This is a genomic window from Micromonospora sp. GCM10011542 (genome assembly GCF_042650685.1).
Classification (GTDB): Bacteria; Actinomycetota; Actinomycetes; order Mycobacteriales; family Micromonosporaceae; genus Micromonospora.
The window spans coordinates 42,549-57,983 of the sequence record NZ_JBHSBO010000068.1; the positions used below are offsets into that span (position 1 = coordinate 42,549).

Below are 15,435 nucleotides of genomic sequence, written 5' to 3' on the forward strand. Positions count from 1 at the left end.
CCGGCTCGCCGGGTGCCCCGCCCGGCGAGCCGGTTCCGTCTGTGCGGGCCATGCCTCAGAGGCATAGATATGCCTCTGAGGCATGACGCTCTTGCACGAGTTGGCCGACTCGCGCCGTACGGACCGTCGCGGGCCGGCGCGCGGGCGCCTGCCGTACCTTGACCTTCCATGGGGCGTTTCGCGCGGTGGCGTCTGATGGCGCGGGCGCATCCGGCGGTCTCCGACGTGCTGCTGGCCGGCGCGCTGTTCGTGCTCTCCCTGCTACCGGTGGACCCGCCCGGTGGCCCACCGCGCGCGCCGCTGACCATCGGCGCCGTGCTGATCGCCCTGGTCGGCTGCGCCGCGCTGACCCTGCGCCGCCGCCATCCGCTGCCGGTGCTCGCCGTGGTCACCACCGCGGTGGTGCTGGCCCTCCTCACCGACCAGGCGCGCGGGCCCTTCGTGATCTCGGTGGCCATCGCCGCGTACACCGTCGCCACCCTGACCGACCGGCGGACCGCCGGCATCGCGGGCGCGGTCAGCGCGCTGCTGGTCGGCCTCGCGGCGGTCGCCACCCTCGGCGTGGCCTGGCTCGACCCGGCGGTGGTGGTGCTGCTGCTCTGGTTCGGCGTCGCGGTGGCCGTCGGCGACGCGGTACGCAGCCGGCGCGCCTACGTCGCGGTGCTGGAGGAGCGGGCCCGGCGGGCCGAGCAGACCCGGGACGAGGAGGCCCGGCGGCGGGTCGCGGAGGAGCGGCTGCGCATCGCCCGGGAGCTGCACGACGTGGTCGCCCACCACATCGCGCTGATCAGCGTGCAGGCCGGGGTGGCCGGGCATCTGCTGCGCGGGCAGCCGGAGGCGGCCGAGGAGGCGCTGGCGCACGTCCGCTCGGCCAGCAGTACGGTGCTCGACGAGCTGGCCACCCTGCTCGGGGTGCTGCGCCGGGCCGACGAGCCGGGCGCGGAGACCGAACCGGCACCCAGCCTGAACCGCCTCGACGCGCTGGTCGAGGGCTTCGCCGCCGGGCAGCCGGTGCACTGGACCCTCGCCGGCCAGCCCCGACCGCTGCCCAGCGCGGTGGACGTGGCCGCGTACCGGATCATCCAGGAGTCGCTGACCAACGCGCACAAGCACGCCCCGGGCGCGCGGGTCGCGGTCCGGCTGCGCTACGACGCCGAGGGCATCACCATCGAGGTACGCGACGACGGCACCGCGCCGGTCGACGGTACGCCGGGTGCCGGGCTCGGCCTGGTCGGTATGCGGGAGCGCGCCGAGACGGTGGGTGGCAGCTTCACCGCCGGCCCGCGCCAGGGTGGGGGCTTCACCGTCCGGGCGGTCCTGCCCGCTCCCGAGGAGGTGGCCGAGTGACGATCCGGGTGCTGCTGGCCGACGACCAGAAGCTGATCCGCGCCGGTTTCCGGGTGCTTGTCGACTCCGCGCCCGACCTGAGCGTGGTGGGCGAGGCGGCCACCGGCCGGGAGGCGGTCGACCTGGTCCGGCGTACCCGGGCCGACGTGGTGCTGATGGACATCCGGATGCCCGAGCTGGACGGCCTCGCCGCCACCGAGGCGATCACCGCCGACCCGGAGCTGTCCGACGTGCGGGTGCTGATCCTGACCACCTTCGAGGTCGACGAACACCTCTTCCGTGCGCTGCGGGCCGGTGCCAGCGGTTTCCTCGGCAAGGGCGTCGAGCCGTCCGAGCTGCTGGACGCCATCCGTACCCTCGCGGCCGGTGACGCCCTGCTGTCGCCGAAGGCCACCCGGGGGTTGATCGCCCGGTTCCTGGCCCAACCGGAAGCCGACCCGCGCGCCGACGCGCAGCGGCTGGCGGCGCTCACCGAGCGGGAACGCGAGGTGCTCACGCTGGTCGCCGCCGGGCTGTCCAACGAGCAGATCGCGCAGCGGCTGGTTCGCCGCTGACCGCCAAGACGCACGTGAACCGGGCAATGACCAAGCTGGGCGCGCGGGACCGGGCGCAGCTCGTGGTGATCGCGTACCAGAGCGGTCTGGTGCGGGTGGCGGAGCCGCCGCGGTAGCCGGGCCGCCGGCGTACCACGGTCGCGGTATGCCGAAGTGTCCGCCGCTGGCCGACGTCGCGGCGGGGGTACGCGGGCCATCGTTGGCGACATGATCGACGTGACCAACCTGAGCAAGCGCTACGGCGACAAGGTCGCCGTGGACGATCTGACGTTCCAGGTCCGGCCCGGCATCGTGACCGGCTTCCTCGGCCCCAACGGGGCCGGCAAGTCCACCACCATGCGGATGATCCTCGGCCTGGACGCGCCGAGCGCGGGCACGGTGACCGTCAACGGCCGCCGGTACGCCGAGCACTCCGCCCCGCTGCGCGAGATCGGCGCGCTGCTGGAGGCCCGGGCCGTGCACACCGGCCGCTCCGCCCGCAACCACCTGCTCGCCATGGCCGCCACCACCGGCATTCCCCGACGGCGGGTGGACGAGGTGATCGACCTGGTCGGGCTGCGTGAGGTGGCCGGCAAGCGGGCCGGCGGGTTCTCGCTCGGCATGGGCCAGCGGCTCGGCATCGCCGCCGCCCTGCTCGGCGACCCGAGGGTGGTGATGCTCGACGAGCCGGTCAACGGCCTCGACCCGGAGGGCATCCTCTGGATCCGCAACCTGCTCAAGGGCCTGGCCGCCGAGGGGCGGACGGTCTTCGTCTCCTCGCACCTGATGAGCGAGATGGCGCTGACCGCGGAACACCTCATCGTGATCGGCCGGGGCCGGCTGATCGCCGATGTACCGGTCGCGGAGTTCGTGGCGCGGGCCGCGCACGACACGGTACGGGTCCGCTCGCCGCAGGCCGGTGCCCTGCGCGACCTGCTGGTCGGGTCGGGCGTGACGGTGACCGGCGGGGAGCCGGGCCTGCTGGAGGTGACCGGCCTGAGCCTGGAACAGGTCGGCGACCGGGCCGCCGCGGCCGGCCTGACCCTGCACGAACTCTCCGCGCAGCAGACCTCCCTGGAGGAGGCGTTCATGACCCTCACCCGCGACGCGGTGGAGTACACCGCCGAGCCGACCGTCGGGGGAGTCCTGGCCGGAAGGAGCGCCCGATGACCGCCGGCACGCTCGCCCCCCGCACTGCCACCGTCCCGGCCGACGCCCGGGTCACCTGGTGGCGGGTCGTCCGCTCGGAATGGATCAAGTTCCGCTCGCTGCGCTCGTCGCTGATCATGCTGGCCGCCACCGTGGTCCTCCTGGCCGGCCTGGGCCTGGCCTTCTCCACCGTGCTGGCGACCAACCCGCCGGAGGCCGGCACCCCGGCGGCGCCCGGCGGCCCGTCCTCACTCGACCCGCTGGGCGCCAGCCTCGGCGGGGTGAACCTCGCCCAACTGCTGATCGGCACGCTCGGTGTGCTGCTGGTCGCGGGTGAGTACTCCACCGGCATGATCCGGTCGTCGCTGGCCGCCGTGCCGAAGCGCTGGCCGGTGCTCGGCGCGAAGGTCGTGGTGCTCGCCGCCGTCTCGCTCGCGGTGCTGGCGCCGGTCGCGCTGCTCACCTTCCTCGGTGGCCAGAGCATCCTCGGCGCGGACGGCATTTCGCTCGGCGACGAGGGCGTGCTGCGGGCGGTGCTCGGCGCCGCGGTCTACCTGGCCGGCGTCGGCGTGCTCGGCATGGCGCTGGGCGCGCTGCTGCGCAACACCGCCGGCGCGATCACCAGCCTGGTGGTGCTCGTCGGCGCCGCGACGCTCACCCTGCGCCGCCGCGACGCCTGACCCCGCAGAAAGGAAGGGCCCCTTGTTAACGCCTGGCGTTGTACAGGGGGCCCCTCCTAACGCGGTGGGCTTTCGCGGGGCGGCGGGACGCACATAGAGTGGGGGCGGCGACCCTGGTGGTGGCCGGTGACCCGGTGGGAGGCGCAACCCGCCGGGCGCAGGTGCGCTCCGCACCCACCGGTGTTCCCACCCTGGTCGTCGGCGTACCGGCCCGGCCGGTCACCCTCGCCCCGGTCCCGCACAGGAATCCCCATCACATCAGGGGAGAAGGACAATGGCGCGACCCATCACGCTCTTCACCGGCCAGTGGGCCGACCTTCCGTTCGACGAGGTGTGCCGGCTCGCCTCCGAGTGGGGCTACGACGGTCTGGAGATCGCCTGCTGGGGCGACCACTTCGAGGTCGACAAGGCGCTGGCCGACGAGTCGTACGTCGACCGCAAGCGGGAGACCCTGGCCAAGCACAACCTGAAGGTCTACGCGATCTCCAACCACCTGGTCGGCCAGGCGGTCTGCGACCACCCGATCGACGAGCGGCACCAGGACATCCTGCCGGGCCGGATCTGGGGCGACGGGGAACCGGAGGGGGTCCGTCAGCGGGCCGCCGAGGAGATCAAGGACACCGCCCGGGCGGCGGCCAAGCTGGGCGTGGACACCGTCATCGGCTTCACCGGCTCGTCCATCTGGCACACCCTGGCCATGTTCCCGCCAGTGCCGCCGTCGATGATCGAGCGCGGCTACCAGGACTTCGCCGACCGGTGGAACCCGATCCTCGACGTGTTCGACGAGGTGGGGGTGCGGTTCGCGCACGAGGTGCACCCCAGCGAGATCGCGTACGACTACTGGACGACCAAGCGGACGTTGGAGGCGATCGGCCACCGGCCCGCGTTCGGGCTCAACTGGGACCCGTCGCACTTCGTGTGGCAGGAGCTGGACCCGGTGAACTTCATCTTCGACTTCGCCGACCGGATCTACCACGTCGACTGCAAGGACGCCAAGGTACGCACCGGCGACGGCCGGCGCGGCCGGCTCGCCTCCCACCTGCCCTGGGCCGACATGCGGCGCGGCTGGGACTTCGTCTCCACCGGCCACGGCGACGTGCCCTGGGAGGACTGCTTCCGGGCGTTGAACGCGATCGGCTACGCCGGGCCCATCTCGATCGAGTGGGAGGACGCCGGGATGGACCGGCTGGTCGGCGCACCCGAGGCGTTGCAGTTCGTCCGCCGGCTCGCCTTCGACGCCCCGTCCGCCGCCTTCGACGCGGCGTTCAGCAGCAAGGACTGACCGCGGGTGCCGGGGGCCGACCGCCGGTCGGCCCCCGTCAGTCGGTGGCGAAGACGTGCTCGCTGGCCAGCCGGGCCGCGCCCACCACCCCGGCCCGGCCGGCCAGGTCGGACAGGACGATCGGCATGGTGCCGGTGGCCAGCGGCGCCGACCGGCGGTAGACCACGGCGCGGATCTCGGCGAGCAGGATGTGCCCGAGCCCGTCCGTCGGGCCCCCGATGACGACGATGCCGGGGTTGAAGAAGCTGACCAGGCCGACCAGCACCCGGCCGAGGCGGCGAGCGGCGTCGCGTACCACCGTCTGCGCGGCGGGGTCGCCGGCGGTCGCCGCCGCGGCGACGTCGCGCATGGTGAGGGTGCCGGCTTCGGCGAGCCGTGCGGCCAGCGCGGGGGACCGACCCGTCCGGGCCGCGGCGAGCGCCGCGTGGACCAGCCCGGCGTCGCCGCAGTACGCCTCCAGGCATCCGCTCTCGCCACAGACGCAGGCCGGCCCGTCCTCGCCGAGCGGCAGGTGCCCGATGTCCCCGGCGCTGCCGGTGGACCCCCGGTGCAGGCGGCCGCCGAGGATCAGGCCGCAGCCGATCGCGGTGCCCAGTTTCAGGTAGAGGAAGTCGTCGAAGGTCCGCCCGACCCCCGCGTGCTGCTCGCCGAGGGCCATCACGTTCGCGTCGTTGTCGACGAGCGCGGGACAGCCCAGCTCGGCGGCGAAGGCGTCGCGGACGCCGAAGCGCTGCCAGCCCGGGAGGACCGGTGGCGAGGCGGCCGTCCCCGCGTCGACGGCGACCGGCCCGGGCAGGCCGACACCCACCCCGGTGAGCTGGGAGACGCCCAGCTCGGCACGGAGCTTGCCGAGAAGTTCGACAGCGCGTCCGACCACCGATTCGGGCCCGGTGCGGACGTCCGCCGGTTCGTCGACCTGGGCGAGCACGTTCAGCTCGCCGTCGGTCACCGCCACGGTGACCCGGTCGGGGGCGACGACCACGCCGGCGAAGCGCACCCCGCCGGCGAGGCGCAGGAGCGCGGAGCGGCGTCCGCCCCGCGATGCCGCCGGCCCGGCGGTCTCCACCCGGCCCCGCTCGACGAGCCGGTCCAGCTCCGCGGTCAGCGTCGTCCGGGACAGGCCGAGCACGTCGCCCAGCTCCACCCGGGACCGGGGACCGTCGCGCAGCAGCCGGACCAGCCGGGACTGGTGCGTGTTCTCCGGCCTCACGAGCACCATCGTCACCACCTCCGGCCGGAGTCTGCCACGGCGGTGTTTCGGCCGTATGGCGCGAGGGGCCGCATCCGATGACGGATGCGGCCCCGGGCGTGCGTGTCGGGTCGGTCAGCCCCGCAGACCCGACATGTGCTGGTAGCTGATTTCCGCGAACCGCAGCGAGCGGCCCGGGTCGGCGGCGCCGCCGGGCGCGTTGTCCTGCTCCCACATGGGGTTGTGGTAGCCCTTGGCGCCCATGTTGGCGAAGAAGTTCCCGTAGTCGATGTCGCCCTGGCCGAGCGGCACCATCTCGTACCCGGCGCTGCTGGCCGGGTTGAACGCGCCGTCCTTCGCGTGGAACAGCGGGAACCGGATCGGCTGGGCCGCGACCACGGCCAGCGGGTCGAAGATGCTGGTCTGGGTCACCCCGTCCGGGTCGGTGTAGCTGCGGAAACGGTGCTGGGCCACGTGCGCCCAGTAGATGTCCATCTCGAACCAGACCCACTCCGGGTTGGTCAGCCCGATGAAGTACTCCAGCTTGCGCACTCCCGACGACCGGGTCGGCCGGCCCTGGGCGTCCAGCGGCCCGCTGTCGAGCAGGAAGTTGTACGCCGCGTCGTGGTTGTGCGTGTAGAGCTTCAGCCCCCGGGCGGCGGCCAGCTCGCCCAGGATGTTCCACCGCTCGGCGGCGGCGTCCCAGTCGGCCTTGTAGTTGCTGCCGGTCGGGTCGTTGCCGGTGCCGACGTGGGTCATGCCGAGCGTCTCGGCGATGTCGAGCTGCTGCTCGAACGCGGCGAGGGTGGTCGGGTTGATCGTGCTGGGGATGGAGGCGTGCGAGCCGTTGGCCCGCAGGCCGTTGTCGTCGAGGATCTTGCGGATCTCCGCGGCGGTGATCTGCCGGCCCAGGATGGCGCTGTTCTGGGTGTACCCGGCGAACTCCACCTCCTTGTAGCCGATCTCGGCGAGCCGCCCGAGCACCCGCTCGAACCCGTACGGCACGCCGGTGGCGTCCGGGGCGGCGCTGATCCGGTCCCGGACGCTGTAGAGGATGATGCCGCGCTTGCCGGTGGGGACCAGCAGGCCGTTGCCGGCGAGGGCCGGGGAGGCCAGGCCGGTGGCGCCGACGGCTGCCGCGCCGGCGACGCCGGCCAGGGCGCCGAGCATCCGGCGACGGCTCATTCCGTGCTGACTGTCGTTCATCTGCTGCTGCCTTCCTTGGTACGTGCTCTCGGTGTGGGTGACGGATGGAGCGGTGGGCCGGGGCCGCTGGCGGCGACCCCGGCCGCGGCGGTCGCTACGGCGTGACGCCGATGCCCTGACCGGTGAACTCGACCCAGTTCAGGTTGCCGAGACCGCTGGTCGGGCCGCCCGGGACGGTGGTGAACACGAGGTAGAGCCGGTGCGTGCCGCCCGGGTCGGTGACCGGCACGGTGGTGCTGGTGAAGGCGTTGTTGCCGCTGGTGGCATTGACCACGGCGGTGGTCAGCACCGGACCGGTGGGCGAGTCGAGCCGCAGCTGGACGCCGAACCGGGGCTGCCCGGCGGTGGCGGCGCTGCCGCCGGAGGTGCGCAGCGTGACCGACTGCATGTTCCGCAGGTTCACGCCGTTGTTCACCGCGATCCAGTCGCCCGGGTCGAGGCTGCCGCGCTGCTGCCCGCCACCGGTGTCGGCGCTCGTGCCGACGGTGGTGCCGGACTCGTCGGTGGCGAACTCGACCTCCTGCCGCTTGGCCTGGATGATCTGCTGGTCCACCGTGGTCAGGGCCGGCTGCCCGTTCGCCCCCTTGTCGGTGTAGGAGGCGCTGACCACGCCGTAGATGTAGCCGCCGTGCGACGCGTCGTCGGGGTCCGTGGGCAGCACGCCCGAGCAGCCGAACTGGTTGGCCTCACCGTGGCCGTGGGTGTCGTGGCCGAGGACGAAGGTCACCTCGACCTTGGCGCAGTCGACCGGCCCGTCCTCGGGGTCGGTGACCGTCACCGACCACGGGATGTCGTCACCCCAGCTGAAGAAGCCGCCCTCCACCGGGGTGGTCACGGTCACCGTCGGGGCGGTGTTGCCGACCGTGATGGTGGTGTTGGCCGACGCGGTCTTTCCGCTGGAGTCGGTCACCGTCAGCCGCGCGGTGTAGACACCGTTGGCGGTGTAGGTGTGCGTGGGGTTGGGGTCGACGGAGTCGGTCGTGCCGTTGCCGTCGAAGTCCCAGGCGAACGAGATGGAGTCCGCCGGGTCCGGGTCCTTCGACCCCTCGCTGCTGAACGCGACGGTCAGCGGCGCGGTGCCGTTGGTCCGGTCGGCGGTGAGCACGGCGTTCGGCGCCCGCAGGCCCTTGACGTAGCTGAACTTCAGCATCGCCGCGTCCGGGTTGACGTTGAAGAACCCGTCGCCGTACGTCAGCAGGTAGAAGCTGCCGTCGGGACCCCACTTCATGTCCATCGGGTTGTCGCAGAGGAACGGCTTGGCCGGGGTGGTGGGTGCCTGACCGCAGTTCAACACGTTGTTGATCTTCAGGATGTCGCCCTGGCCGTCGAGCCGGATCTCCTTGAGCGTGTCCCGGGTGAACTCGCCGAAGAAGATCGAGCCGTCGAAGTACGCGGGAAACTTCGTCTGCGACCTCAGCTCCGGGTCGTAGTCGTAGCGCGCCGCGCCGTGCGGTCCGACGCCGCCGGTGCCCAGCTCGGGGAAGAGCACGGGGCAGGTCTGCGTCGGGGTGGACAGGTAGGACTCCGGGCACGGGGTCGGTGCCTGGAACGAGTACCAGAGCTCCGACTTCTGCACCGCCGGCAGGTCGGTCAGGCCGGTGTTGTGGCGGGAGGTGTTGCGCGGCGTCGCACAGTCGAACGGCGCGACCGGCGAGATCGGGTTGGTGGTCCAGTTCATCTCGATGTACGGCAGGTTCGGCTGCACGCACATCGGCCAGCCGTAGTTCGCCGGCTTGTCCACCACCATCATCCGGCCCGTCCCCGCCGGTCCTCGGCCGACCGCCGCGGTCGACGAGTCGGGGGAGTAGTCGGTGACGTACGCGACGTCGTTCTTGTCGAGGGTGATCCGGAACGGGTTCCGGAAGCCCATCGCGTAGATCTCCGGGCGGGTCTTGTCACCCGGGTCCTGCGCCTCGGGGAACATGTTCCCCTCGGGGGCGGTGTAGCTGCCGTCGGCTCCCACGGCGATGCGCAGGATCTTGCCGCGCAGGTCGTTGGTGTTGGCGGAGCTGCGCCGGGCGTCCACGAACGGCGCCTGGTAGACGCCGGTGGCGCTGACCGAGTCGTTGTGCGGCGAGAAGCCACCGGACCCGCCGCCGCCGGCCGGGGTGTCGTCCCCGGTGACCAGCCAGAGGTTGTTCTTCGAGTCGAACGCGATGTCACCGGCCACGTGGCAGCAGGCCCCCCGGTCCACCGGCACCTGGAGGATCTTCTGCTCCGAGGCCAGATCGAGCGTGGGTGTCTCGCCGTCGACGAACTTGTAGCGGGAGAGCTGGAAGTAACCCTTCCACCGGTCCCAGGCGGCCGGGTCGGTGCTGGTGGTGGGCGCGCCGCCGGTCGGAGTGTCCAGCGGCGGGGCGTAGTAGAGGTAGACCCACCGGTTGGTGGCGAAGTCCCGGTCGACCGCCGGCCCGTACATCCCGTCCTCGCTGTGGGTGTAGACCGGGATCTGGGCGAGCACGGTGGTCTCGTTGGTCTTCGGGTCGTGCAGCCGTACGCCGCCGCGGCGGTCGGTCTGGATCACCCGGCCGTCGGGCAGCACGTCGAAGCCGATCGGCTCGTTGACGTTGGGCTGCGCGCCGATGACCTCCATCTGGTAGTTGGCCAGCACGGTCGCGCCGCAGTCGCCGTCGGTGGTGCCGGCCGCCCACTGGATCGCGCCGGCGAGGTGGGCGCGCAGGTCGGCACCGGAGAAGCTCTCCGGGGTGGCGCCCAGTCCGGTGTAGAAGGACCGGCCGCCCTGGTAGTCCTTGCACCAGGTGACCGGGTGGTCGAAGCCCATGGTGCCGCCGGAGTACGTCTTCTCGTCCACCGTGGCCAGGACGTGTGAGACGCCCCGGACGTTGGCCGCGAAGTTGTACCACCGGTCGGTCGTGCTCCACCGCTCGGGCAGCGGCGCGGACGCCGGGTGCACCCGGTCGGCGACGGTGACCGTGGCGGGGCTGGCCGGCGCGGGGGCTCCGACGGCCCGGGTCCCGAGCACGTTGTCGAGGAAGGCCCAGCCCGGCTCGGCCTCGATCGCGGAGTGCACGCCGACGAAGCCGCCGCCGTCGCGGTAGTACTGCTCGAACGCGGCCTGCTGGCCGTTGGTCAGCACGTCGCCGGAGGTGTTCAGGAAGACCACCGCGCGGAACTGCTTCAGGTGCGACTCGTCGAACTTCCGGGCGTCGTCGGTCACCTCGACCGTGAAGCGCCGGTCGTTGCCGAGTTGGCGGATCGCCTCGACGCCGGCGCTGGTGGCCGTGTGGCTGCCGCCGGCCGACCGGGTGAAGACGAGAACCTTGTACTGGATGCCGTTGCTCTCGGCCGCCGGCGCGGCCTGCGCCGGTGAGGCCCGTTGCGGCTCGGTCGCGACGAGCGTCGCGCCGACGAGGGTGAGAAGGCTGAGACAGGTGACGGCTCTTCGGCCGATTGGTCTACGCATCGAACCTCGCTCTGGTCGGGCGGGTCCCCCTCAGCGCGGTACGTCGCTGGGGAGGTCGCCGGGGAGTACCAAGAGCCTGGCCAGGTTCTACGCAGGACGATATTTGCGCCCGGGACCAAAGAGAAGAGGTTCGCTGCAAAAGTTTTCGATGTACCAGTCGAACTTTCGCTTCAAATCGGCGAAAGTCCCCCGTCGTGGTGGTGCGCCACCCCTGACGTGCGCAGACACGAACGGACCCGGCCGCCACAGTGGCGGCCGGGCCCGATCGATGTGCGTCTACAGGGTGCTGGCGTTGGTGCCCGAGCCGGACGGCTTGCGGGGGGTGGCGGCCGACGACCCGGAGGTCGTGCCGGCCGTGCCGCTGGTGCCGGAGCCAGACTTGGCACCGACGGTGGCCGGCGTGCCGGCGAACGCGTCGTCGGCGGCGGTCAGCTCCTGCTTGCTGCCGTTGCCGGTGACCGTGCCCAGCTTCTCGCCCAGCTTGGACTGGCCGAGCTTGTCCTTACCCTCGCTGTAGAGCCGGTTCGCCTGGGCCTGCGCGACCCCGGCCGCCTCCTGGACGGTCGGGTGGTCGAGCACCTTGCGGCCCTTGACCACCAGCTCCTCGTACTTCTCCCGGCCGGCACGGGCGCCCAGGACGAATCCCGCAGCCAGCCCGCCAAGAAACATGATCTTTCCGCGCATGGCGGCTCCTTCCGTACCTGACGCTCCGTCGCCCCGGTGGGCTACCCCGTCGGGAGCGACCAAATCGCGCCTGCGTCCTCTGTCCGCAGCTAACTACCCATCCTGCTCTCCGCTCATGCCTGCTTGTGCCGGGATGACGATTTATCCCGATTACTGGCTGAGTCGCCTCGCCGAGCAGGGCGATCCTTCCGGCGCACACCGGGGGCGGGAACCCACTGGACCACCACCCGGGGATGTCCTGTACTCTTGTCCCGTCGCCACGGCGCCGGAGAGATCCGGAGTCGGGCGGTGCACGATCCCCTGTAGCTCAATTGGCAGAGCAGCCGGCTGTTAACCGGCAGGTTATTGGTTCGAGTCCAATCGGGGGAGCTTCTCCACCCAGCGCCCGTCGGCAGTGTGCCGGCGGGCGTTTTCGTTGTCGCCAACCCCCAGCCGTGCCCCCGTCGCCCGGTTTCGGCCCCCCGCGGCCCGCTCGCCCGGCAGGATGGTCGATGTCGGCTTAAACTCCCGTTGCGTCGATTGGTGCGTCGATTCGGAGTGGGGTGCGGATGTCCGGAAGAGGGGGAAGCGGCCGGGCCACCCTGATCGCGGTGGCGGTCGTCCTGGCGTGGCTGGTCATCGGCGCGGTGGCTGGCCCGTACTCCGGCCGGCTGGGCGAGGTCGCCACCAACGACAACGCCGCGTTCCTGCCCACCGACGCCGAGGCGACCCGCGCCCAGAACCTCGCCGGCGAGTTCGTCGACCGGCAGACCATCCCCGCGCTGGTGGTCTACGAACGCACCTCCGGCATCACCGACGCTGACCGGCAGCGGGTGGGCGCCGACGCCGCCCGCTTCGCCCAGGTACCCGGCGTACTCACTCCACTGCCCCCACCGATTTCCAGCGAGGACGGCCAGGCGTTCCAGGTCGTCGTGCCGGTGGACGAGGCCGAGGGGGAGGAGATCGGCGCGGTCGTCGAGCAACTGCGCGACATCACCGGCGGCGACCGCGACGGGCTCAGCGTGGACGTCGCCGGGCCGGCCGGCCTGCTCGCCGACCTGATCGAGGTCTTCTCCGCGATCGACGGTCCGCTGCTGCTGGTCACCCTGGTCGTGGTGCTGGTCATCCTGCTGATCGTCTACCGCAGCCCGGTGCTCTGGATCTTCCCGCTGCTGGCGGCCGGCATGTCGTACGCGCTCGCGTCGGTCTTCGTCTACCTGCTCGCCGACGCCGACGTGGTGAAGCTCAACGGGCAGGCACAGGGCATCCTCACCGTGCTGGTCTTCGGCGCCGGCACCGACTACGCGCTGCTGCTCATCGCGCGCTACCGGGAGGAACTGCACCGCCACGACCGGCCCTGGGACGCCATGAGGACGGCCTGGAAGGGGGCCGCGCCGGCGATCATCGCCTCTGGCGGCACGGTCATCGTCAGCCTGCTCTGCCTGCTGCTGTCCAGCCTCAACTCCAACCGGGCGCTCGGCCCGGTCTCCGCCATCGGCATCGCCGCCACCCTGCTGGTGATGCTCACCTTCCTGCCCGCGCTGCTGGTGCTCGGAGGCCGTTGGGCGTTCTGGCCCCGACGGCCAAGGGCCGACGAGGCCGACCCGCAGGCCGGGCACGGCATCTGGAGCCGCGTCGCCGGCTTCGTGGCCCGCCACGCCCGGCCCGTCTGGGTGAGCACGGCCGTCGTGCTGGCCGCCCTCGCCTTCGGCCTCACCCAGCTCGGCGTCACCACCCTCGGCCAGTCCGACCTGTTCACCCAGCGCACCGACTCGGTGGACGGCCAGGAGGCGATCGCCCGGCACTACCCCGCCGGCACCGGCAGCCCGGCCACCATCTTCACCACCCAGCAGACCGCCCAGCAGGTGGCCCAGGCGGCGCAGGGCGTGCCCGGGGTGGCCGCCGTCCGTCCGGTCACCGCCGCCGGGCAGGGCGGCCCACCCGAGCGCAACGCCGCTCCCAAGGTGGTCGACGGCCGGGTGCAGCTGGAGGCCACCCTGGCCGACCCGCCGGACAGCGACGCCGCCGAGCGGACCATCCGCGAGCTGCGGGTGGCCGTACACCGGGTGCCTGACACGGACGCCGTGGTGGGCGGCTTCACCGCGATCAACGTGGACACCTCGGACGCCTCGAGGCGGGACCAGAACGTGATCATCCCGGTGGTGCTCGCCGTGATCGCGATCATCCTGGCTCTGCTGCTGCGTGCCCTGCTCGCCCCGATCCTGCTGATCGCCACCGTGCTGCTCAGCTTCGCCGCCACGCTCGGCCTCTGCGCGCTGCTGTTCCGCTACGCGTTCGACTTCCCGGGGGTGGACGCGTCGTTCCCGCTGTTCGCCTTCGTCTTCCTGGTCGCCCTCGGCATCGACTACAACATCTTCCTGATGAGCCGGGTCCGCGAGGAGTCGGTCAAACGCGGCACCCGCGTCGGCGTGCTCGCCGGCCTCGCCGTCACCGGCGGGGTGATCACCTCCGCCGGCATCGTGCTCGCCGCGACGTTCTCCGCGCTCGCCGTCCTACCGTTGGTGGTGCTTGTCGAGTTGGGCACCGCCGTCGCGGTCGGCGTACTCATCGACACCATCATCGTCCGGTCGCTGCTGGTGCCCGCGCTCGCGTACGACATCGGGCCGAAGATCTGGTGGCCGGGCCGGCTGGCCCGGGCGAACGGTGAGCGGGAGGCCCGCGATGCTCGCTGAGACCGAGGTGGTCATCGTCGGCGGCGGCCTGGCCGGCCTCGCCGCTGCCCGCCGGCTGCACCGCGCCGGCGTGCCCTGGAGGCTGCTGGAGGCCGGCGGCCGGCTCGGCGGCCGGGTGACCACCGACGCCGTCGACGGGTTCCTGCTCGACCGCGGCTTCCAGGTGCTCAACACCGCCTACCCCCGGCTCGGCACGCTGCTGGACACCGACCGGCTCGACCTCGGGTACTTCACCTCCGGGGTGCTGGTGCGCAAGGGCGAGCACCTGCGGCGGCTGGTCAACCCGCTGCGTGAGCCGACCGGCGGGCCGCGCACCGCGCTCGCCGGGATCGGCTCCCTGCTCGACCGGGTGCGCTTCGCCGCGCTCGCCACCGGCTGCGCCACCCTGCCCACGTCCCGGCTGCTCGCCGCGCCGGAGACCAGCACCGAGACGGCGCTGCGCCGGGCCGGCCTCTCCGACGCGATCATCGAGGAGCTGCTGCGACCGTTCCTCTCCGGCGTGCTCATCGACCGCGAGCTGGAGACCTCCAGCCACGTGCTGGCGATGGTGCTGCGCTCCTTCGCCCGCGGCCGGATCGGCCTGCCCGCCGAGGGCATGGCCGCACTGCCCCGGACCATCGCCGACCCGCTGCCCGCCGAGCTGATCGAGCTGGACACCCCGGTCGCCGAGGTCACCCCGGGCCGGGTCCGCACCCAGGCCGGCGACATCCGCTGCCGCGCCGTCGTGGTCGCCGTCGACCCGCCGGCCGCGGCCGCGCTGCTGCCAACCCTGGAGACGGTACGGATGCACAGCTACACCACCTACTACCACAGCGCACCCGAGCCGCCGCTCGCCGAGCCGATCCTGCTCGTCGACGGCGACCGGCGCGAGATCGCCGCCAACACCGTCGTGATCAGCAACGCCGCCCCGACGTACGCGCCCGCCGGGCGGCACCTGGTGGCCACCTCGGTGGTCGGCCCGACGGCTCCACCCGAGCCGACCATCCGGTCCGAGTTGACCCGGCTGTACGGGCGGTCCACCGCCGACTGGACCCACCTGACCACCGTGTCCATCCCGGACGCGCTGCCCGCCGCACCGCCGCCGCAGGGGCGGCTGCGCAAGCCCGTGGCGCTGGGGGAGGGGCTGTTCGTGGCCGGTGACCACCGGGACAGCCCGTCCATCCAGGGGGCGCTGGCGAGCGGCTGGCGGACGGCGGGGGCGGTGCTGGCGGAGGTACGCGCCGCGAGCTGAGCCGGGGGCGTCCCGTCCGGCGATGATCACCTAAGATC

At 72.4% G+C, this 15,435-nt stretch carries 10 protein-coding genes, 1 tRNA gene and 1 pseudogene; 8 read left to right on the forward strand and 4 right to left on the reverse strand.

All coding sequences use genetic code 11. The features are described 5' to 3' along the window. The first annotated feature begins 168 nt into the window (after positions 1 to 168). The 5 genes and pseudogenes from ACFOW4_RS29770 (at position 169) to ACFOW4_RS29790 (ending at position 4,991) form a co-directional block, all read left to right on the forward strand. Positions 169 to 1,347: a sensor histidine kinase gene (locus ACFOW4_RS29770; protein WP_377533626.1), complete on the forward strand. Its 1,179-nt coding sequence runs from the start codon at positions 169 to 171 to the stop codon at positions 1,345 to 1,347. Further along, a pseudogene (locus ACFOW4_RS29775) lies at positions 1,344 to 2,017 on the forward strand (response regulator). The gene ACFOW4_RS29770 and the pseudogene ACFOW4_RS29775 overlap by 4 nt, the downstream one beginning before the upstream one ends. 91 nt (positions 2,018 to 2,108) lie before the next feature. Further along, complete coding sequence (locus tag ACFOW4_RS29780) at positions 2,109 to 3,050, forward strand: ABC transporter ATP-binding protein (RefSeq protein WP_377533627.1); 942 nt, start codon at positions 2,109 to 2,111, stop codon at positions 3,048 to 3,050. Continuing rightward, positions 3,047 to 3,709, forward strand: a complete 663-nt coding sequence (locus tag ACFOW4_RS29785) for an ABC transporter permease (RefSeq protein WP_377533628.1) — start codon at positions 3,047 to 3,049, stop codon at positions 3,707 to 3,709. Before ACFOW4_RS29780 ends, ACFOW4_RS29785 begins: the two co-directional genes overlap by 4 nt. 274 nt (positions 3,710 to 3,983) lie before the next feature. Continuing rightward, the gene (locus tag ACFOW4_RS29790) at positions 3,984 to 4,991 is read left to right on the forward strand and encodes a sugar phosphate isomerase/epimerase family protein (protein WP_377533629.1); all 1,008 of its coding nucleotides are present in this window, start codon (positions 3,984 to 3,986) and stop codon (positions 4,989 to 4,991) included. A gap of 37 nt (positions 4,992 to 5,028) precedes the next feature. Here the strand turns inward: ACFOW4_RS29790 and ACFOW4_RS29795 are convergent, their stop codons facing one another. The 4 genes from ACFOW4_RS29795 to ACFOW4_RS29810 all read right to left on the reverse strand — a co-directional run bounded on the left by ACFOW4_RS29795 (position 5,029) and on the right by ACFOW4_RS29810 (position 11,494). Next, positions 5,029 to 6,210, reverse strand: a complete 1,182-nt coding sequence (locus ACFOW4_RS29795; RefSeq protein ID WP_377533630.1) for an ROK family protein — start codon at positions 6,208 to 6,210, stop codon at positions 5,029 to 5,031. Positions 6,211 to 6,315: 105 nt separating this feature from the next. Beyond that, positions 6,316 to 7,386 (reverse strand): sugar phosphate isomerase/epimerase family protein, encoded by a 1,071-nt coding sequence (locus ACFOW4_RS29800; RefSeq protein WP_377533631.1) that lies wholly within the window; start codon positions 7,384 to 7,386, stop codon positions 6,316 to 6,318. Positions 7,387 to 7,480: 94 nt separating this feature from the next. Further along, complete coding sequence (locus tag ACFOW4_RS29805) at positions 7,481 to 10,810, reverse strand: ThuA domain-containing protein (RefSeq protein WP_377533632.1); 3,330 nt, start codon at positions 10,808 to 10,810, stop codon at positions 7,481 to 7,483. A 276-nt stretch (positions 10,811 to 11,086) separates the two neighbouring features. Beyond that, positions 11,087 to 11,494: a hypothetical protein gene (locus tag ACFOW4_RS29810; protein ID WP_377533633.1), complete on the reverse strand. Its 408-nt coding sequence runs from the start codon at positions 11,492 to 11,494 to the stop codon at positions 11,087 to 11,089. A 296-nt stretch (positions 11,495 to 11,790) separates the two neighbouring features. Between ACFOW4_RS29810 and ACFOW4_RS29815 the strand changes: the two genes are divergently transcribed. From ACFOW4_RS29815 to ACFOW4_RS29825, 3 genes are all read left to right on the forward strand, one after another. Then, positions 11,791 to 11,863 (forward strand) — tRNA-Asn (locus ACFOW4_RS29815). A 179-nt stretch (positions 11,864 to 12,042) separates the two neighbouring features. Continuing rightward, positions 12,043 to 14,166, forward strand: a complete 2,124-nt coding sequence (locus ACFOW4_RS29820; protein ID WP_377533634.1) for an MMPL family transporter — start codon at positions 12,043 to 12,045, stop codon at positions 14,164 to 14,166. Continuing rightward, positions 14,156 to 15,397, forward strand: a complete 1,242-nt coding sequence (locus tag ACFOW4_RS29825) for an FAD-dependent oxidoreductase (RefSeq protein WP_377533635.1) — start codon at positions 14,156 to 14,158, stop codon at positions 15,395 to 15,397. Before ACFOW4_RS29820 ends, ACFOW4_RS29825 begins: the two co-directional genes overlap by 11 nt. Positions 15,398 to 15,435: the final 38 nt, after the last annotated feature.